The organism is Marinomonas spartinae (assembly GCF_016461715.1).
Lineage (GTDB): Bacteria > Pseudomonadota > Gammaproteobacteria > Pseudomonadales > Marinomonadaceae > Marinomonas > Marinomonas spartinae_A.
In genome coordinates this window covers 95,541-114,485 of record NZ_JAEMUI010000009.1, presented here as the reverse complement: position 1 = coordinate 114,485, position 18,945 = coordinate 95,541, and the positions used below count along the sequence as shown (strand labels likewise).

Sequence of the window (18,945 nt, the reverse complement as noted above, 5' to 3'; positions counted from 1 at the left end):
TGATGTAGTAAATGAGTGTTGAAGAGTTTTCGTTTATAAGTCAAAACTCAGCTTTTGGAAGACAAACTGAGTATAGAATAAGTGACAGCGACTCCCTGTTGGATCGGTTTCTTAATGAAAAAGATCTCAATAAAGCGCTTTTGCTTTGGCTTGAAAGCTCTTCAGACTCACCTTTACTTTGGGATAAGGAATCCATCAGTTCCTATATACAACAAGTGATTACTGATATTGATGCAAAGCTTTGTCAACAGATCAATATCATTATTCATGAAGAAAAATTTAAAAAATTAGAATCTGGGTGGCGTAGCCTGTTTTGGCTTTTATCTCAAGCCGAACAAATGGATAATGAAAGAAAAGTTAAAATCAAACTTTTAAATTGTAATTGGATGACATTGTCTCGAGACGTTAGTAAAGCAATTGATTTCGATCAGAGCGCATTTTTTAAATTAGTGTATCAAAGTGAATTTGATCATCCAGGTGGTGAACCTTTTGGTGTTGTTATTGGTAATTATGAAATAACGAACACCCAATCAAATGGCTCTTTATATAATGATATTGCCACATTAAAAGAAATTTCTAAAACTGCTGCGGCCGCTTTTTCACCTTTTGTGTGTGCAGGTGATTCAAGTCTATTTGGTGTGGATGCTTTTTCTGAACTAGGTCATGCGTATGACTTATTTTCACAGTTTGAACAGCCAGAGTATATTAACTGGCGAAGTTTTCGTAGCATGGAAGAATCTCGCTTTGTTGGTTTGACTTTGCCGAGAGTATTAGTTAGATCTCCTTATTTAAATAATGGAAAGCGTTCCGAGAGCTTTTATTTTGTCGAGAATATTCGTGATTCAGATAAAGATATGCTATGGGGGAACGCCGCTTTTCCTTTTGTTTCAACGCTGATTCGAGCTTATTGTTCTAGTGGTTGGTTTGGTCATATACGAGGAATGGATCCTGGTAAAATCTCAAAGGGAATGGTGACTGGTATTGCTAAAGATTACTTTAAGAACGATTCTTATCAAAAAGAAGGAAAGCCGCCTGTCGATCTAATTGTCACAACAAAGCTTGAAAAAGAATTATCTGAATTGGGTTTTATCCCTGTATCTTCTGTTACTAATACAGAGCATCTTGTTTTTTATAGTAATGCGTCTGCTCAATTAGCAAAAAACTACGATAGTAATGTTGCCAATGTTAATGCACGCCTGTCATCTATGCTTCAGTATATTCTATGTGTGTCTAGGTTTGCCCATTACTTAAAAGTTCTGGCTCGTGACCGTATTGGTAGCTATACCACGGCACAGGCTTGTGAGAGAGATTTACAGGCTTGGATAAATAATTATACCACTGCTTCGGACTCTGCATCTGAGCACGTGAGGAGTAAATATCCGCTTAGTAATGCCAAAGTCAAAGTGAGTGAAAATAAGTCAAGGCCGGGGCATTTTTTCTCTCTTCTTCAGCTTCAGCCTCATTTTCAATTGGATCAAATGGTGTCTAGTATTCGGCTGATTACAGAGCTAAGCCCACACCATCAAATTAAGGAATAAGACATGAAAAAAATATTCGAGTTCATTAAGAATGGTAAGTTATCTGAAGCGATTGATTATTGTACTGAGTTACTAAAAGATGAGCCTTTGAATTTTGATATTAGAAGCGCTTATGTTGAGTTGCTATGTATCGATGGTGAACTAGATCGTGCAGATAAGCAGCTTGACTTTATGGTAAAGAAAAAACCTGAGTTTGCTGTGGGGGCGGTTAATCTAAGGCATCTCATACGTGCTGAGCAATCCAGAATGGATTTCTATGATGGGAAAAGTATTCCAAAATTGTTTCATCAGGCCGACGAATTAGATACGTTATTTCTTGATATGCATCTTGCAAAGTTAGAAGGTGACTCACAATCGTTGGATACAATGAGCGCAAAACTTGAATCATTACGTCTTGAGTCTCTCAATGACGATGAGCCTCAGAGTTTGATTCGAGATTTGGATGACATGCTCAATCCTTATTTAGAAGTATTGGGAACAAATGGCGAATTTTATTTAGCGCGTTTTAGCGAGATTGAAACCCTTAAGGTTGAACCAGTTGATTCTGTATTGGAAAACATCTGGCTTAGAGTTGAAATGACCATAAAAGATGGACCAACGGGAACTGCTCACTTGCCTTTGGTATACGTCCAATCAACCAGTGATATTGAAAAGCTAGGTCAAATAACAGAATGGAATGACCTTTCTGATAACGTGACTTTAGGGCGAGGTATGAAGATGCTTTTTATCAATGACGAAGCAACGCTAATTTCTGATTTGAGTATTTCTAAGGTCAAAGAGGTAGCTATAGATTAATCATGATAGAAAGTAAGCAGCAGCTTCAAGCCTCTATTCTGGATCGCCTGATTGATGATGATCCAGATGTTCAAGACTCACCCTCTAGAACCGAGGGGATAAGTGTCTCGGATTTACGAAGAAATATTCGTCGAGATATTGAAGCGTTACTTAATGCCAGAATTCAGTGGCATACTTGGCCGGAACAATACGAAGAGCTATCAACATCGATTCTTTCTTATGGATTGCCCGATTTTTCGAGTATGTCCGTTAGCTCCAGTGATGGTCGTGATTTATTATGTGATATCGTCAAAAAGACAATTGAAAAGTTTGAGCCAAGATTTATTGAGGTTGAAGTTTTTACTGATGAGGATCTGCCCCTTAATAGAATATTAAACTTGCGAATAAATGCCTTGCTTTACGCGGATCCGGAGCCTGAATTTATCAGTTTTAACTCAGAAGTTGAGCCTATAAATTTAGGGATGAAAATAATTGAGGCTTCTTTATGAATGATGAACTATTAAAATATTATAATCGAGAGTTGTCTTTTATTCGAAAAATGGGTAGGGAGTTCTCAGAAAAATACCCTAAAGTAGCCGGTAGGTTAAAACTTAATGGCGATACGATTGAGGATCCTCATGTTTCTCGTCTCGTCGAGTCATTTGCTTTTTTGACGGCTAATATTAGGCAAAAACTTGAAGATAGTTTTCCAGAATTAACAGACGCCTTGCTTGGTCAAATGTTTCCAGATTACCAAGCAACGCTACCTTCTATGTCTATTATTAAACTTGAAGCCGAGAACCTTTCGACAACTGGGGTAGTGATACCTATTGGTGCAGAAGTTGAATCGAATGTCGAGGGTATGAAGCAGTGCAAGTTTAAAACGTGTTTTGAAACAAACTTGTGGCCAGTCGAGATCCAAGCTGCAAAGTTTGAAAACGCGCCATTTGTTGCGCCTAAATCAAAATGGGAAAAACCGGTTAAGTCAATTTTCAAGTTGGATGTGGTTTGTGAATATGAAGGTGTTTCATTGTATGAAACAGACTTAAATAATTTAAGATTTTATCTTAATGGTCAATGGCATCATACCTTAAAGATATACGAGTTATTGTTTAAGAATTGTATTGGTATTGCCTTTGACAACAGTCAAGAGGGGGTCCGATACCTATCCAAAGAGCAGCTTCATTCGGTTGGGTTTAAAGATACTGAAACGGTTGTTCCATATTCTCACCATGCTTCCTCAGGTTTTAGAATGCTGGTTGAGAATTTTGTATTTCCTGAAAAATTTCGGTTCTTTGAGTTGAAAGACATTAGAGCCATGTTGCCTAAGAAATCCGGCACTACCAGTATATTTTTCTATATTGATACCGATTCCTCGGAGTTAGAGAAGCAAATTGATAGCGAGAGCTTTTTGCTGGGCTGTACTCCGATTATCAATCTCTTTGAACAAGAAATTGAGCCTATCAGACCACAACTTAGTGAATACGAATACAAGCTGTCTCCTCGATATATGGATGCCGAAATATCAGAAGTCATCAGCATTGAGGAGGTGGTTGTTTTTGATTCAAAGGGTAATAAGCAAGTTGCTGCCCCTTTCTATGGACAAACCCACCCTAAGTATCAAGGCAGCAAAGATTTATTTTGGCACATTCGGAGAGAAACGGCCATGTGGGCTGGCGGATACGTGGAAGCAGGAACTGAAACGTACCTCTCTCTTGTCGATGCTTCTTTTGGTAATGCGCATTTGGATGAAGACATAGATAAGACGGTTATCACGGTTCGAGCGAAATGTAGCAACCGAAATCTGCCTGCCAGCTTACCCTTTGGAGATGATGAGCTTGGTCTAATGATGCCAGAAAAAGGCGATATTATTAAAAAAATACGCTGCTTGGTTCCACCGACTCACGCCGTTAGGCCGGTACTTGGTGACGCCACACGGTGGCAGCTCATTAATCATTTAAATCTTGACTACTTTACAGGACCAGATGCCAGTGAGCGATTAAAAGAAGTATTGAGATTATATGACTTTAAGGTATCACCACAGAGTAAGGCATTAATTAATAATATTTATAAAGTGGTTATAGAGCCATCAACTGCTCGTGTGGTTCAGCGCGGACGGGTGTGTTTCGCAAGTGGCAGTGATATTGAAATCACTTTTGCCAATGATGATTTTTCGGGCAGTGGTGTATTCTTTTTTGCCTCTGTTCTTGAACATTTTTTCGCGCAATTTGCGGCTATTAACAGTTTTACCAGAGTGTGCTTGAAACTGAAGGAGCAAGAACAAGTCTATCATCAGTGGCCAGCTCGAGTGGGTGGGCAGGTGTTATTATGATGAAGCAATTGTCGGCGAATGCATCACAGCTGGATTTTTATAAAGCGATTTATCTGATAGAAAAACAGTTAGATAAAGGACAAATGGCTTATCGAAAAGTGGGTTATGATTGTGACCCCAAAAACGAGCTTGTGCGGTTTTCTTCGACTCAGAAATTTGGTTTTCCTGGAACATCTATTAGTCGAATCGAACCAGTGGGTGATCCCAATGGGTTTGAAAGAGTGAACGTTGATATTTCTTTTATGGGATTAACTGGTTCCTCTGGTGTAATGCCACAATTTTATAGTGAACTGGTTCTATTAAGGATGAAGTACAAAGATACCGCGATGCGTGATTTTTATGACATGTTCAATCACCGTTTAATATCTCTGTATTATCGTTCTTGGAAAAAGTATAAACACTCGCTCAATTTATCCAATAATGTTAGTCATCAAGATGCTCACACTAAGATTCTATCATTATTGAGTGGTGGTAACTCTAACCATAATTTATTTTTTTCCGGATTGTTTTTTAGAAAAATAAAAAATGTCTCTGATCTGAAAAATATTTTAACCTCTTACTTGAGGTGTGAGGTTAAAATTGAACAGTTAGTTGGGAAGTGGCAGCATTTAAAACCCTCTGAACAGACAAGGTTGGCGAGTCAAACTTTATTCGAGGGACAGTATGCTAGGCTTGGTGTGAACGCTTTCATCGGTAGTCGTATGTGGGATATTTCAACACTTATTAATATTCATATTTTTCCACACAATTCACACCAGCTTAAAAATTTATTTCCCAATGGAGAATCGTATAAATTTGCCTGCAAAATCATTAGAGATTATGTCGGAAATAGTGTTCAGTTCCGGATTCTTGTTGAGTCTGATTTTGATAACTCTGATATTGCTAGATTGAATAAGAAAGATGTGGCCCTAGGGGGAAATAGTATTTTAGCTTTTAGTCGATTGAATACTAAAAAACACTTGCGTCTTTCTCGTAAAGGATAATTCACTTTAATAAGGAAGAGTATATGTCTTCTATGACATTGAATAAACTGGTTGAAAAACTTAGCCCGGAATGCAAACAGAGCTTGGAGAAGGCGGTTGCTATTTGTAATAGCCGTAGCCATTTTGTTGTGGAGTTAGAGCATTGGTTGTTTGCTATGCTAGAGCATCAGCTTGACGATGTTAGATTGATCTTAAGTGCATTTGATGTGGATGCTGATGCGGTCAAAAATGATCTAAATCGCTCTTTAGAGTCATTTAAGACAGGGAGCGAGTCTTCACCTAGTTTATCACTCCATGTGACTACTTTATTGCGACAATCGTGGTTGAGTACAAGTATTGAATTTACCGATACGCAAATCAGAAGTGCTTATGTTATTTACACGTTAATAAAAGATGATACTTTGTCGAGCATACTTACTCGATGCAGTAAGCATTTTAATAAAATCGATCCAGGTCAATTGTTGCACGCTTGGCCGGAAATTGTTTCTCAATCTCAAGAGTCGAATTTCGTTTCAGACACGGCAGAAAAACCAACGGGATCCATGAGTAAGACGCCCAGTTTGGATCAGTTTACGATTGATTTAACTGCGCAGGCTGAAAATGGAAAGATCGACCCTATTTTAGGTCGAGATTTTGAAATCAGGCAGATGATCGATATTTTAACTCGGCGTAGGCAAAATAACCCGATATTAACCGGTGAGGCAGGTGTAGGAAAAACGGCGGTAGTTGAAGGCCTGGCGCTCAGAATCGCGCAGCAATCTGTTCCTGATGTGTTGAAAAATGTTCGAATCCACAGTCTGGATCTTGCTTTGCTACAGGCAGGAGCGGGCATGAAAGGTGAGTTTGAAAATCGTCTAAAAACCTTAATAACAGAGGTTAAAAACTCAGTTAACCCCATTGTCATTTTTATTGATGAAGCTCATACCATGATAGGGAGTGGTGGTCAGGCAGGACAAAATGATGCGGCAAACTTGCTTAAACCTGCGTTAGCCAGAGGAGAGCTAAGAACCATTGCGGCAACCACATGGGCTGAGTATAAAAAATACTTTGAAAAAGATGCCGCTCTTTCTCGTCGTTTTCAAGTAGTTAAGGTTGAAGAGCCTGAGCCAGCAAAAGCGATTTCGATGCTCCGAGGTTTGGTTCCTGTGATGGAAAAACATCATGGAGTCTTTATTTCGGAGCAGGCACTTGAGAGTGCGGTCAACTTATCTCATCGGTATATCACTGGCAGACAATTACCCGATAAAGCGGTAGGTTTGCTTGATACGGCCTGTGCGCGAGTCGCAATGAGTCAGGCCTCTGTTCCTAATGTCATTGAGCAGCTTGAAAATAAAATCGCGGATATTGATTCGCAAATTGACATGTTGTTGAGAGAAGAAAAGTCTGGTCTAGATCATAGCACTAAAATTGCAGCATTGAATGAAGAGTCAGCAAATTTGCAAACGTCACTGTTGCCTTTACAAGAGCAGCTAGAAAAAGAGAAGGCGGTTGTTTCCAAATTATCAGATGCCTTTCATAAGATAAGTCATGATGATACCCCTGATGCAGACGTTTTAGAATCACTCAAAAATGGCAAGCTGGAGCTCTCTGCCTTTGCCAGTAATATGGTTCATTGGCAGGTCGATGAAGAAGTGATCGCGCAAGTAATTTCAGACTGGACGGGTATTCCCGTGGGTAAAATGCAGCAGGATGAAATTCTTGGTGTTCTGAACTTGGCAGAAACGATGAAGCAGCGCGTGGTTGGTCAAGATCATGCTCTCGATCTTATCGCTAAGGTTGTGCAAACTTCAAGAGCTCAATTGGCCGATGAAAATAGACCAAATGGCATCTTTATGCTGACTGGGCCAAGTGGTGTTGGTAAGACAGAAACGGCGCTTACTCTTGCCCAAGAAGTGTATGGTAGCGAAGACAATATTACCATTATCAATATGTCGGAGTTTAAAGAAGAGCATAAAGTGTCTTTGTTATTGGGTTCTCCTCCGGGTTATGTCGGGTATGGTGAAGGTGGTATTTTAACAGAGGCTGTTAGAAGAAAACCATACAGCGTCATTCTATTGGATGAGATGGAAAAAGCTCACCCAGGTGTTCATGATATTTTTTATCAAGTCTTCGACAAGGGGATGATAAAAGATGGTGAAGGTCGCGATATAGACTTTAAAAACACAATTATTATTATGACGTCTAATGTGGGGACAGATACTACCATGGGGCTTTTTGAAGATGAGGAAGCTTTGCCTAGTATTAAAGGTCTACAAAATGCTTTGCAAGACGATTTATTAGCTGTTTTTAAACCCGCTTTTCTAGGTAGAATCAATGTTATTCCATATATACCGTTAAGTAATGATATTATTTCAGAAATTGCTAATTTCCAGTTGGTAAAAATTAAAAACAGAATTCAATCAAACTATGATTGTGCCTTTGATTATGATGATGAAATATTGGGTCATATTGTTGATAATTGCCAAAATGCTGGTTCAGGTGCCCGTAATATTCATGCAATATTACAAAATAAAGTACTACCTTTGTTGTCTGAAGTATTATTAAGTAGCATGGTTGAAAACAAAAAAATTGATAAAGTCTGCTTGTCACTGGTTGACAATGACTTTTCAGTTTTTGTAAGCGAATAGTTGAATTTTGCAAATAATGTGGATATAAAAAAGACAGGAATATAGGGTTGTTTCTTCCTAGGCTCGACCTTATAATTCCCATGTCTTAATTCATAAGAAGGACATTTTGAGACATTGTCTTAACCAGGGAAGGGGATTAAGAGTACTCCTTTCATTGCAATATAAAAGATAATGATTTCAAGGGAATTTGGGAAACCAAAGTTATGAGTATCCAGTTTTAGGATGCGAAAATTAAATAAAGGAGCGTTATCAAATGCAAGCTAATACTTATCTAAAATACGGTTCAATCAAAGGCGAAGCGACGGCTGAATCTTTCAAGGATATGATTACAGTGCTTTCTATGGATTGGAACGTAAGCCGTGAGATCACTTCCCATACTGGTACATCAATGGATCGTGAGTCAAGTGCAACTCGTCTTGGTGATGTGACAATCACTAAACTTCAAGATAAAGCTTCTCCAGATCTGTTTAAAGAAGCGACTATCGGTAAAGGTCAGCCTGCGGTTTTCCACATCACTAAGCAAGGTGATAAAGTGGAAGAGATCATGAAAATCGAATTGACTGACGCTATGATTTCTAGCTACTCAGTATCTGTTCAAAATGATCGTCCTTATGAAACCATCACTATCAGTTATACTGAAATGATGATGACTGTTACCCCAACAGATGACAAGAATGCTATTTCTGCACCTCTTGTTTATGGTTACAGCGGTAGCAAAGGCCAACAAATGTAATTTGTTGTCTTCTAAAGGGGCTCTGGGTATTAGCTCAGAGCTTTTTTGTTTATTTTGATGGGTAAGGCAAGGAATGCAAAACGAAACGCAAAAAAATAACGTCATACAGATCAACACCCCTCTAGGTAAAGATGCGTTGTATTTATCTAGAATTGTTGCTCAAGAAGCAATGTCGGATTTATTTGTCATTTCAGCTTCTGTTTATGCTTTAGGTCGTCAAATCGCTCACGAAGATCTATTGGGCAAGCCAGTCAGTATATTGGTTAAAAATTCAAAAAATGATGGTGAGCGTTATTTCCACGGAATTGTAAGCGATCTGATTTCAAAAGGGTCTAGAGTCGCCGATACAAATGAGCAGAAGAACTTTATTGACTATCAAGTCATCATTGTTCCTTATGCATCTTCAATGCGCAATCGTAAGAATAGCCGCATTTACCAGAAGAAGACGATCAAAGAGATTTTTTCAGATTTGTTTGGTCAGCATAATGTCACTTTTAAAGATCAGACAACCAAAACCTACCCTAAGTATGAATATTGTGTTCAGTACCAAGAAACGGACTTTGACTTTATTCAGCGTTTATTACAAGAAGAAGGTATTTTCTACTTTTTCGAACATACTAAAAGTAATCATACTCTTATCTTATCCGATGATGTAACCGCCTATAAAGAGTGTGATGAATCTAAAGTTGCTTATTCAACAGGGCACTTGAGTGATCCTCACGTATCAAGTTGGCAGGGCGGATTAAGCCTCGCCCCAGGATCTTTCAAACGCATTGGTTATGATTTTAAGCAGCCTGCCCGTTATCCAGATGGTGAGCAAAAGAAATCAACATTACCCACGCAATCTTCTGCTGAAGTCTTTGAGTACACAGGGGAAGACGAAAGCAATGCTCGTGCCGCAAATTTAGCATCGATTCAGCTAGAGTCACTGCAGCGTGATATGAAACTGTGTAGCGGTAAAAGTGATTGCCGTAGCTTTAGTGTCGGTAAATTATTTAGTTTTAAAAAGCATGAAGACCCCCGCTTAGAAGGTAAGAGTTTTGTCATTACCTCAATGCTTACTACCGTTTCTGTACCAAACCAGTCTGGCGCATCCACTTCGTCTATTAATGAAGTGTACAGCAATCATTTTGAGTGTGTCCCTAAAGACGTACCATATCGTCCTCAGGCTGTAAAAAGAAAACCAACCATTCAAGGCATTCAAACCGCCATTGTCACAGGGGATAGTGCGGATGAAATCATGGTTGATAAATATGGCCGTGTCAAAGTTCAGTTTGATTGGGATAGAGAAGGGAAAAAAGATTCGCAGAGTTCTTGCTGGATTCGTGTTGCGCAGAACTGGGCCGGAAAAAAATGGGGTGCTTTCTTTTTTCCTCGTGTTGGCCAAGAGGTATTGGTCGATTTCATAAATGGCGACCCAGACCAGCCTATTATTAGCGGTGCTGTTTATAACGCCGATCTTATGCCACCATATGATCTACCTGCACAAAAAACGCAGAGCGGCATTAAAACTCGTTCAACGAAAGAGGGTGGTGCAGATAATTTTAATGAGTTGCGTTTTGAAGATAAAAAAGGCAGCGAGCTTGTCTATTTGCAGGCTGAGAAAGACCAGCAACTTTATGTGAAAAATAATCGTAATGATAAAGTTGATAATGATGTTAAGACCGAGATAGGGAATAACGAAACCCTTAAGGTTAAAATGAATCGTTCTTCCGATATTGGGGAGAATGACACCTTAAAGGTTGGTAAGGTTTTAAATATTGAAGCAGGAAATGAGATTGTTATTAAAACAGGCTCTGCTCAAATAAAAATGTCTAGTAGTGGTGATATTACCATCGAAGGCAGCAATATAAATATTAAGGGAAGCAATGTAAAAGTTAACGGAAGCGCTATTAGTCTATCGGCTGGAACGATTAAACTTAACTAAATTGAAGTATGTAATATGGAAATTATAGACAGCTCTACTCAATTGGCGATGAAGTCTGATCTCAATGCTGGTTTTATCGTTTATTGTCGATATGGTCTTCCTCATTTGGTTTGTTTGCCGATCAATCGACCTGATGATCCTCTTCTAAGTCCGGCTTTGACTCACTTAAAAGTGAGCAATGGGTATTTCGCTGTGCAATTTTTTTCTACCTTACACCCGAGATTGAATCGTACCAATATTATTTCAACTCTATATCTGCATGTGACGGCTTCTAATGCCTCTGTTTCAGATTTAACGTTGGAAGGGCTAATCGATGAGCTTGCTTATTTCGTTGCTTCAGGAAAGCTCTTGGTTATTCCTCTCTATGAACAATAGATAAAAGTTATCACAGGATAAGGAGCGTCAATATGGGAAAACCTGCAGCAACAATTGGTAGTATGCATGTATGCCCTAAAACAACGGGGACGGTTCCGCATGTTGGTGGTCCGGTCGCTGTAGGATCTCCTAACGTGCTCATCGGCGGCATGCCAGCAGCAAGGAAAGGGGACATGGCAGTCTGTGTCGGACCACCGGATAGCATTAATGCCGGTTCAGGTTCTGTGACCATTAATGGTAAGCCAGCAGCTAGGCTTGGGGATGCGACTTCCCATGGTGGAAAAATAGTAGTAGGAAACCCTACTGTTTTGATAGGTGGCTGATTTGTTATCTATTTTTGTTGATCGCTTTTATCATCAATTACAAGCATTGAATGGGGCAAGAATAAGCCCTTTTTCTTCATATGGCTATTATGCTCAGTGTAAAAAACAACTCACAAAAGAATATTGGTTGTTTAATCGACATAACGGGGCAGATAGCGCGAATGCTTTGGATTTTGCTGAGGTATCTGAGTTGCTGTCGTCTGAATTGGATGAGAGCATTCTGACAGATGCTGTTGCTTTTTTTATAGACGAAATGGGCGATGAACAAAAAGCAGAATACATCAATGCCCTGTATTTTTCTGAAAAACTGCAGGGCTTATTCAAGGGCATTGTTGATATCACGGATTCATATCATCTATTAAGTGACGCTGTGTCAGATAAAGAATTGTTGCTTAGTAAGCTGATGGGCATGACAAATAATGAAGAAGCAATACATGAGCTTTATGACTGCTTTCCTTGGTTAAATACATCAGAGCCGCTCTCTAGTGATGCCGTTTTGCGTATGTTTACAGATCTAGTGGAAGAGGGCTTACTGAATACGAAGGTCATGTCATTGTTCTTGCTTGTGTTAAGTCCAGGTCAACTAAATGTTATTGGCAATGTTGCGAGCAATGTTTTATCAGCGGATGAGGCTCTGTGTTTACTAGGGCGAGGTGGTATGGTGAAACATGCACCTCTCATTAACTCTGTTCTTGCTCACTCTGACGCATCATCCAAACTACTCCAAGCGTTGCGTGATTTATTAGGCAGTTCTCTTGATAGCTTGGTTGAGTTTGATACTCAGTTGGCTGCTTGGCAAGGAGAGCAAAGTGCTATCAAACGTTTTCAGCAGGAGTTTGCATTGAGCTGGCCTAAGTATGAAGATGAATTTGCTAGTCAGAGAATGATAAGTGGCTATCCTTTGTCTTCTGCATTTAATGAAGGAAGTAGGTGTGCTGTTAGTGTTTCAAATCTCTTATTGATCGATTTGTTGACGGCGTATCAATCCCTGCAGCCTGCTGAGGAAGCGCTTGGAGCGGAATAAATATGACGGCTTTTTCAGTATCAATTGCGGATATTTCGTTGCCTCATGCTTTATCTGTCGACGATGTTCTGACAGGGAACCTTTTAGAGTGCGACGCTTTGTCTGGAGAGGCGACATGGCAGGCCTTTACTTACGACTGCATCATAAAGGCAAAAACCTTATATCCGTTATTGCAAGATGCCAGTTTGCCTACCATTTGGTTATTGCCTGCTTGGGCGTTTCAGTATCAGCAAAAGGAGGTTGTGGTTGAAAGTTTCAACCAACTTTTCTCAACAACGGCTGAACTTGTATTTTGTCTTGGTTCTAGCGGTATGGATGCGTCGATACAAATGATGATTGATCAAAGTATCGATGCGGCAAATATTATTGCAATTGATGGTGTCTACTTACCAAATTCAAGCGCGGAGTATTGTTATTACGGTGTAGGTGGTTTGATTGCTAAATTTGAAAGGGTAAAAGAGGGCTGGTCACAGCGCTTTTTTCATTACGAAACCACCGTTGATTTTGTACAGCATGATGCGTTTCAGGCATTATTTCAGGACGTGTCAGAAGGCTTAATTGTACCAATTGATATAATTTTTTCACCAGGAAATGGGGTTGCTCAGGATGGAGATACTTGGTTGCATAGCTTGCAGCTGCTCTCTCCACATTTAAGTGAGAATATTGATTATGTTTTTCCTGCCTACTTGTTGGGAAAAATTGGAGCAATGAGTGGGGTTATTAACCTTTATTCACTCATAAATAACCCTTGTTACCGTGATTCACAGCATGCATTAATGATTTCTCAAGAGCAATCTGTTCATCAAGCTGTTGGATCATATGTATGGATAAATGAGGAAGCACACAGTTAATGGATCGTTATTCAGTTGTACTAAAGGGAAGTCGCTACCCCATTTGCCTGATCGGTGAAGATGGTCGTATACCTTCTGGATACCATCAGGTGACCACGGACACCCCCGATGCAGCCAACAATCAAATAGCAGAAATTGGGCCAACATTGGTTTCCGACCCTTCCGAGCGCCTTAATGTCATTCAGCTGTTGCAAGCCGTGGGTATAGATTGTCCAAGTGACGCGACAGGAGCGGCAACAGCAAGAGCGTTGAAGTCTGCTTTCATGAAGGGCTTGATTGCCTGCTATCATCAAAATGTGCAACACACTTTATCCGCTAGTGGCGATAGCAGTACTCAGAGTAAAAAGAAAAAGGGATCGGAAAAAGTCGTCGGTAAAAAGGCCACGGAAGCCAGTGTCAACAGCACCGGTGCCGTTGCGAACAATGATCCTAGTGAAACGCCGATTACCGACCAAGAATGCCGCTCAGACCCTGTCTCAATGCTGACAGGAGAAGAAATTCTCCCTCTCATTGACTTTACTTTGACTGCTAGCCGCCCCTTAGTATGGCGTCGTTTGTATCGTTCTTCTCACTCAAACCAGCAAACGGCCTTGGGCAATGGCTGGCGACATGATTTTATGGTGCGCTTGACGGAGCACTATCTCCCCCCTCCGAAAGTGGGTCCAAAGCAAAAGGGCACCTATTGGCTCGAATACCATGATGAACACGGTGCTTCCCATCGTTTTGAAAAGGTCAAACCTGGTCAATCTAGTTATCAGTTAAGTAGCAAGTTAGCCTTGCATTATCAAACCAATGGTAAACAAGTCTTAGTAACCCCCAAGGATGAACACCTGACTTTTAAAGCGGGCGAATCCGCTTGGTTGCTTGAAAAAATTATCAACGAAACAGGTCAAAGCACACGTTTTTATTACGATGCTAAGGAGCGTTTAGCACGCATTGAAGTCAACAAAGCCCGTGGCTGTTTACTCAATTATAATGCGAGAGGATGGCTGGTCGATGTCAAAGCGTATCATGTCAATGAGAAAGAGCAGTTTGTCACTTCTAAAACACCATTAGCCCACTATGACTATGATGAAGCGGGCAACCTCATCGCAGCAGTGAACCACGCGGGGGAAAAAGAACAGTACGCCTATAACGCAGCCAACCTCATTACCAAACGAACTCGTGCCAGTGGCTTTAGCCATCATTTCGAATGGGATAGCTATGCCCATGATGCAAAATGCATCAAACAATGGGGCGATAATGACACCTACTGCTACCAATTCGAATACGGCCCTGAAAAAGGCACAACCACCAGTATTGACTCACGCGGCAATCGGGAGCGCTTTGTTCACAACGAGCAAGGTAAACTCACCGAACACACGGACCCCAATGGCAATATACGTCGTTATGTGTATAACCACAATGGGCAAAAAATCCGCGAAATCGATCCTCAGGGCAACACAACTGACCTGACCTATACACCATATGGACAGCTGGAATCTGTCACCACCCCCGATGGCAATAAAACCACCTTTGCCTACAACCAACTGGGTCAGCGCATTCTCACTGTCCTACCAGACAAAACCACCATTGCACGCCAGTACAATGTGTCCGGTTTACTGCTCAGCGAAACCCATCCCGATGGACGTGTTGCGTTATACAGCTACGACCCCCAAGGCCACTTGGCTCAGCACATCAGCTTTGACGGTCAAGTCACCAAATACCGTTGGAACGAACAGGGCGAACTGCTAGCAAAACAAGAAAACGACCGTTTAACCCGCTACAGTTACGACAGCTTAGGGCGTATTAATGCCACCTTATCTGACAGTGGATTACTGGTTCAGTACAAACGTAATGAACGAGGGCAACTGATTGAAACCGTCGCCTTTGATGAAAACGCGCCTGACGACAAACAACACACCTACTTTGAATACGATGAGGCTGGTCGTCTTATCGCCAGTAAAAACAACAAAGGCGAGATCACCCGACAAACCTTTGAAGGTTTGAGCCAACCGAGCACCATCATCCAGCCTGATGGCAGCGCCTTACACCTGACCTACGACCAAGAGCGTAACCTAACGGGCATTCGTCGAGATGACGACGCTCATTACAGAATTGCCTACGATGCCAACGAAAACCCCATCCAGATCACCGGTTTCGATGGCAAACAGCAGCGTTACCAATACGACGGCAACAATCGGTTAATCTCGCTCAAAGAAAGCGATAAGCGTGTTGTCCACATCCAGCGAGATGTCATGGGCCGTGTCATCGCACAACAAGCTAGTGCTCAACAAGGTCGTAGCGAATCTCATCAACAAATCGTCAACAATAGTAACCGCTATCAATACGACGTGAATGGCAACCTTGTTCGTGCGCATAATCCCGAGGTCACCTTAAAACAGACCTTCGACCGTGGTAATAGACTGCTCAGCAGTCAACAAACACAAGGCGCCCAACAACATACGCTCCATTATCAATACGATGAATTTGGCCGCCGTAAACGTTTAACATTACCCGATGGTAAAACGCTTCACTATCGTTACAACCAACATAGCCAACTGACGGCCATTGAATTAAGCGAAGGAGATACTTCGCAAACGTTAGCTGTCTTCCAATACGACAAACAAAACCATCTTATCCAACAAACCTTTGGTAACCACATTGCGTTAGAGCAAACCTTTGATGTGTTCCATCGTTTAACACAGCAAACGCTCACGCATCCAGAGCAACGACTTTATGATCAGAGTGCTTACCAATACGATGGCATCGATCAGCTCATCGGCCGACAAAGCCAAACGCAAACATCACAGCAAGAAGAAGGTAGCTTCGCACAAGCGAAGCAAGAAGCCTTTGAATACAACGCTCTTGGGCAACTGATTAAAGAAAGCGTGGCTTCTTATTCGCAAGGCCATCAATCACACAGTTCACAGTGCAAACACACCGAATTTGAGTGGGACAGTGTGGGCAACCCCATCGCCCAACGCACCGTGATTGAGAACGATAAAGCAAAAAGTCATCCTAATGAGAGAGAAGAGAACAAAGGTGAACTAAGCGCAGTTGAGAGCGAAGAAAATGTTGTTGCATTTGCAGAGAATGATCCGTCTATCCAAGCGATCACGGAAGGTGATCGACTGCTCAAATTTGCTGACATCGACTTCGACTATGATGATTGCGGTAACCAAATCAGCGAACTGGGTGTGGGTGTTAAAACGCAGCGTTCGTTTAACGCCTTTAACCAACTCACCAGCTTTGCAAAAGACGGAGTCCTCACCCAATACGACTACGACCCACTGGGCCGTCGTATTGCCAAACATACTGAGCAAGGCAAAATTGACTTTATCTGGGATGGTAACCAACTGCTAGGGGAATACCTAAACGGCCAGTACACCTGGTACATCAACCGCCCCAATGAATTCCATCCGGTTGCCTTGATCAAACAAGATGAGGTGTATTACTACCACCTTGACCAACTTAATACGCCGAGATTCGTAACCAACAAAGCCGCAGAGGTGGTATGGGAAAATACCGCTAACGCCTATGGTTACGAAGACAATAAACAAAAAGCTGAACGAGAAGGTAAAAGCAAAGACTTCTACCAGCCCATACGTTTCCAAGGCCAATACTTCGACCAAGAAAGCGGCTTCCACTATAACCGGTTTCGTTACTACTGCCCAAAACAACAACGCTTTATCCACCAAGACCCAATTGGTATAGTGGGTGGCATCAACCACTATCAATACGCTCCCAATCCAGTGAATTGGGTCGATCCTATGGGGTTATGTAAAGAGAGTAATAGTGCCTCTTTAAGCAATAATACAGGGGTTAGCAGTGAGCTTGAAGAGAAGCTACTCGGTACTGCAACCGCAACTGAGGTTGATCCCATTCAGTTTAGACAGCTTCCATCCAGTGTTTTAGATAATAAATTGGGGGCAGGCGGTTATAAAGAAGCATTAGCAATTGATGACAAACAGGTCTTCTTAGTACCGAAACGCAACTCTAACAATATGAACCCCGCCACCTTTGAAGATATTAAGAAAGAGGCAAGTGACTTAGACAAAGTTAAAGAGCTGGGGCTTCCTGTGGTACCGATTACTGAGTTTGGTGAATTAACGACCGATGATGGAGAAGTTATTCAAGGGGGAATACAAGAAAGAATGCTATTTAATGGACGTGATATAGGAAGAAATATCACACCTGAGGAAGTAAAAAATATCGTCTCCCAAAAGACTTTAGATGAGCTAGAAAAAATTCATGATACCTTTGAGGAAAAAGGAATAGCAATTAAAGACCTTCAGTTTATGTATGGTAAAGATGGTCTTCCAAGGGTTGCAGACCCACAAAATGTTTCGATTAATTCTGCTATTGAATATGTCGACTCAAGTACAGATATAATCGTGCATGAGTATGAAATGATATTAAATATTATTAATGGCTAGGTGATAAATGGATAGTATATCGAAAGGTCTCACGATCAATGATCAAATAGTATCGACTCTTAAGGAAAATAAAATAGTTGATATCGTTAAGCCATATAGTGAATTTGGTATGAGTAGGTATAAAAAAAGAAGAAATGTATCTGAGGAAGACTTATTTGGTTACGGCGGTAATAGCATTTTTATATATTTGGAAAATGAAGATGTAATTGGTTTTACTGTTGATGATGTTAAAAGGTCTGTTGTGGCTTGGTTTGATATTAGAAATGGGATTAAAACTAATACTTATTTAGCAAGGGTTGGTAACTCATTTAAATATGATCATCCAAAATACTCAAATAAAAAAAAATGGATAGGTATGATTGAAGAAAAAATTATATCTATAAAAGTGTTTGTTAGAAAAACTGAGGAAGGATCTAAAAATTTTTATGATAGTGATGAAATAGCAGTATTATTAGAGAACTCTAAAGATAATATGATAATTTCATACACATCTAGTTCATTTAAATACTCTTCTTCTATGCCAGTTGTTAAGTTGGAGGATGTTCCTGATGGATTTTTTGATGGCACTGAAGTGATTGAGCTTTGATTTTTAGACTCTTGAGTTTTAAAGGTATCCCTCAAAACTTCTACAAGTAATTTCTTAAATAGATTAAGCTTGCTGATAAGTCTGAAAACTCATAGGGTATGTGGTTTTAGGTAGGTTTAAGGATAGCAAGTTATGGAAGAGGTCAATTTTTCAACGTTTGTTTAGTTGCTGCGGGACGTGTACGAAGATCCGTCGCTAATGGAAGAAAAGCAAGAGTCTCTTGTTTCTATGATGGACGGTATGATGGCATCGGTGCCAGAAGGTTTTGAAGGTATGGCGGCGATGATTAAGACGCATATATCCAATGCATTCAAGTTTAAAAGCCCCAATGTTCAAAAATTTAAGCTTGAGTCTGGGTTGATTAAGTTAAAAACCTATTGCCGTAAATTGGGGGTTTGATTTTTACTCAAACTATTTAGCTTGCATTGTTTTTATATTAGAGTTGCCATCTTTA

The 18,945-nt window shown here is 40.6% G+C and carries 15 protein-coding genes; all 15 read left to right on the top strand.

From position 1 onward, the window contains the following. The first annotated feature begins 11 nt into the window (after positions 1-11). The 15 genes from tssC to JHD45_RS10355 all read left to right on the top strand — a co-directional run bounded on the left by tssC (position 12) and on the right by JHD45_RS10355 (position 18,890). Complete coding sequence (tssC, locus tag JHD45_RS10425) at positions 12-1,538, top strand: type VI secretion system contractile sheath large subunit (protein WP_199476456.1); 1,527 nt, start codon at positions 12-14, stop codon at positions 1,536-1,538. A 3-nt stretch (positions 1,539-1,541) separates the two neighbouring features. After that, complete coding sequence (locus tag JHD45_RS10420) at positions 1,542-2,333, top strand: type VI secretion system accessory protein TagJ (protein WP_199476455.1); 792 nt, start codon at positions 1,542-1,544, stop codon at positions 2,331-2,333. A 2-nt stretch (positions 2,334-2,335) separates the two neighbouring features. Further along, the gene (gene tssE, locus JHD45_RS10415; protein WP_199476454.1) at positions 2,336-2,821 is read left to right on the top strand and encodes a type VI secretion system baseplate subunit TssE; all 486 of its coding nucleotides are present in this window, start codon (positions 2,336-2,338) and stop codon (positions 2,819-2,821) included. Next, the gene (gene tssF, locus JHD45_RS10410) at positions 2,818-4,644 is read left to right on the top strand and encodes a type VI secretion system baseplate subunit TssF (protein WP_199476453.1); all 1,827 of its coding nucleotides are present in this window, start codon (positions 2,818-2,820) and stop codon (positions 4,642-4,644) included. Before tssE ends, tssF begins: the two co-directional genes overlap by 4 nt. After that, a complete protein-coding gene (gene tssG / locus JHD45_RS10405; protein WP_199476452.1) occupies positions 4,641-5,627 on the top strand; it encodes a type VI secretion system baseplate subunit TssG in 987 nt (328 codons plus the stop codon). Before tssF ends, tssG begins: the two co-directional genes overlap by 4 nt. Before the next feature lie 23 nt (positions 5,628-5,650). Further along, positions 5,651-8,254 carry a type VI secretion system ATPase TssH gene (gene tssH, locus JHD45_RS10400; RefSeq protein WP_199476451.1) on the top strand — a complete coding sequence of 868 codons (2,604 nt, stop codon included), beginning with the start codon at positions 5,651-5,653 and terminating at the stop codon, positions 8,252-8,254. A gap of 253 nt (positions 8,255-8,507) precedes the next feature. Beyond that, on the top strand, positions 8,508-8,987 hold the full coding sequence (locus JHD45_RS10395) for an Hcp family type VI secretion system effector (RefSeq protein ID WP_199476450.1): 480 nt from the start codon (positions 8,508-8,510) through the stop codon (positions 8,985-8,987). A 73-nt stretch (positions 8,988-9,060) separates the two neighbouring features. Further along, the gene (locus tag JHD45_RS10390; RefSeq protein ID WP_199476449.1) at positions 9,061-10,914 is read left to right on the top strand and encodes a type VI secretion system Vgr family protein; all 1,854 of its coding nucleotides are present in this window, start codon (positions 9,061-9,063) and stop codon (positions 10,912-10,914) included. 15 nt (positions 10,915-10,929) lie between these two features. Beyond that, on the top strand, positions 10,930-11,289 hold the full coding sequence (locus JHD45_RS10385) for a hypothetical protein (RefSeq protein WP_199476448.1): 360 nt from the start codon (positions 10,930-10,932) through the stop codon (positions 11,287-11,289). Positions 11,290-11,321: 32 nt separating this feature from the next. Then, entirely contained in the window at positions 11,322-11,612 is a 291-nt protein-coding gene (locus JHD45_RS10380) for a PAAR domain-containing protein (RefSeq protein ID WP_199476447.1), read from the top strand. A 1-nt stretch (position 11,613) separates the two neighbouring features. Continuing rightward, positions 11,614-12,636 (top strand): hypothetical protein, encoded by a 1,023-nt coding sequence (locus JHD45_RS10375; protein ID WP_199476446.1) that lies wholly within the window; start codon positions 11,614-11,616, stop codon positions 12,634-12,636. Between the two features lie 2 nt (positions 12,637-12,638). Then, complete coding sequence (locus tag JHD45_RS10370; RefSeq protein WP_199476445.1) at positions 12,639-13,487, top strand: hypothetical protein; 849 nt, start codon at positions 12,639-12,641, stop codon at positions 13,485-13,487. Beyond that, positions 13,487-17,905: an RHS repeat-associated core domain-containing protein gene (locus JHD45_RS10365; protein WP_199476444.1), complete on the top strand. Its 4,419-nt coding sequence runs from the start codon at positions 13,487-13,489 to the stop codon at positions 17,903-17,905. The genes JHD45_RS10370 and JHD45_RS10365 overlap by 1 nt, the downstream gene beginning before the upstream one ends. 7 nt (positions 17,906-17,912) lie before the next feature. After that, positions 17,913-18,491 (top strand): hypothetical protein, encoded by a 579-nt coding sequence (locus JHD45_RS10360; RefSeq protein ID WP_199476443.1) that lies wholly within the window; start codon positions 17,913-17,915, stop codon positions 18,489-18,491. A 198-nt stretch (positions 18,492-18,689) separates the two neighbouring features. Next, positions 18,690-18,890: a hypothetical protein gene (locus JHD45_RS10355; protein WP_199476442.1), complete on the top strand. Its 201-nt coding sequence runs from the start codon at positions 18,690-18,692 to the stop codon at positions 18,888-18,890. Positions 18,891-18,945 lie beyond the last annotated feature (55 nt).

Excerpts from the sequence above, each read along its gene's own strand:
- tssC (WP_199476456.1), top strand. The coding sequence starts at position 12 with ATGAGTGTTGAAGAGTTTTCGTTTATAAGTCAAAACTCAGCTTTTGGA.
- JHD45_RS10420 (WP_199476455.1), top strand. The coding sequence starts at position 1,542 with ATGAAAAAAATATTCGAGTTCATTAAGAATGGTAAGTTATCTGAAGCG.
- tssE (WP_199476454.1), top strand. The coding sequence starts at position 2,336 with ATGATAGAAAGTAAGCAGCAGCTTCAAGCCTCTATTCTGGATCGCCTG.
- tssF (WP_199476453.1), top strand. The coding sequence starts at position 2,818 with ATGAATGATGAACTATTAAAATATTATAATCGAGAGTTGTCTTTTATT.
- tssG (WP_199476452.1), top strand. The coding sequence starts at position 4,641 with ATGATGAAGCAATTGTCGGCGAATGCATCACAGCTGGATTTTTATAAA.
- tssH (WP_199476451.1), top strand. The coding sequence starts at position 5,651 with ATGTCTTCTATGACATTGAATAAACTGGTTGAAAAACTTAGCCCGGAA.
- JHD45_RS10395 (WP_199476450.1), top strand. The coding sequence starts at position 8,508 with ATGCAAGCTAATACTTATCTAAAATACGGTTCAATCAAAGGCGAAGCG.
- JHD45_RS10390 (WP_199476449.1), top strand. The coding sequence starts at position 9,061 with ATGCAAAACGAAACGCAAAAAAATAACGTCATACAGATCAACACCCCT.
- JHD45_RS10385 (WP_199476448.1), top strand. The coding sequence starts at position 10,930 with ATGGAAATTATAGACAGCTCTACTCAATTGGCGATGAAGTCTGATCTC.
- JHD45_RS10380 (WP_199476447.1), top strand. The coding sequence starts at position 11,322 with ATGGGAAAACCTGCAGCAACAATTGGTAGTATGCATGTATGCCCTAAA.
- JHD45_RS10370 (WP_199476445.1), top strand. The coding sequence starts at position 12,639 with ATGACGGCTTTTTCAGTATCAATTGCGGATATTTCGTTGCCTCATGCT.
- JHD45_RS10365 (WP_199476444.1), top strand. The coding sequence starts at position 13,487 with ATGGATCGTTATTCAGTTGTACTAAAGGGAAGTCGCTACCCCATTTGC.
- JHD45_RS10360 (WP_199476443.1), top strand. The coding sequence starts at position 17,913 with ATGGATAGTATATCGAAAGGTCTCACGATCAATGATCAAATAGTATCG.
- JHD45_RS10355 (WP_199476442.1), top strand. The coding sequence starts at position 18,690 with ATGGAAGAAAAGCAAGAGTCTCTTGTTTCTATGATGGACGGTATGATG.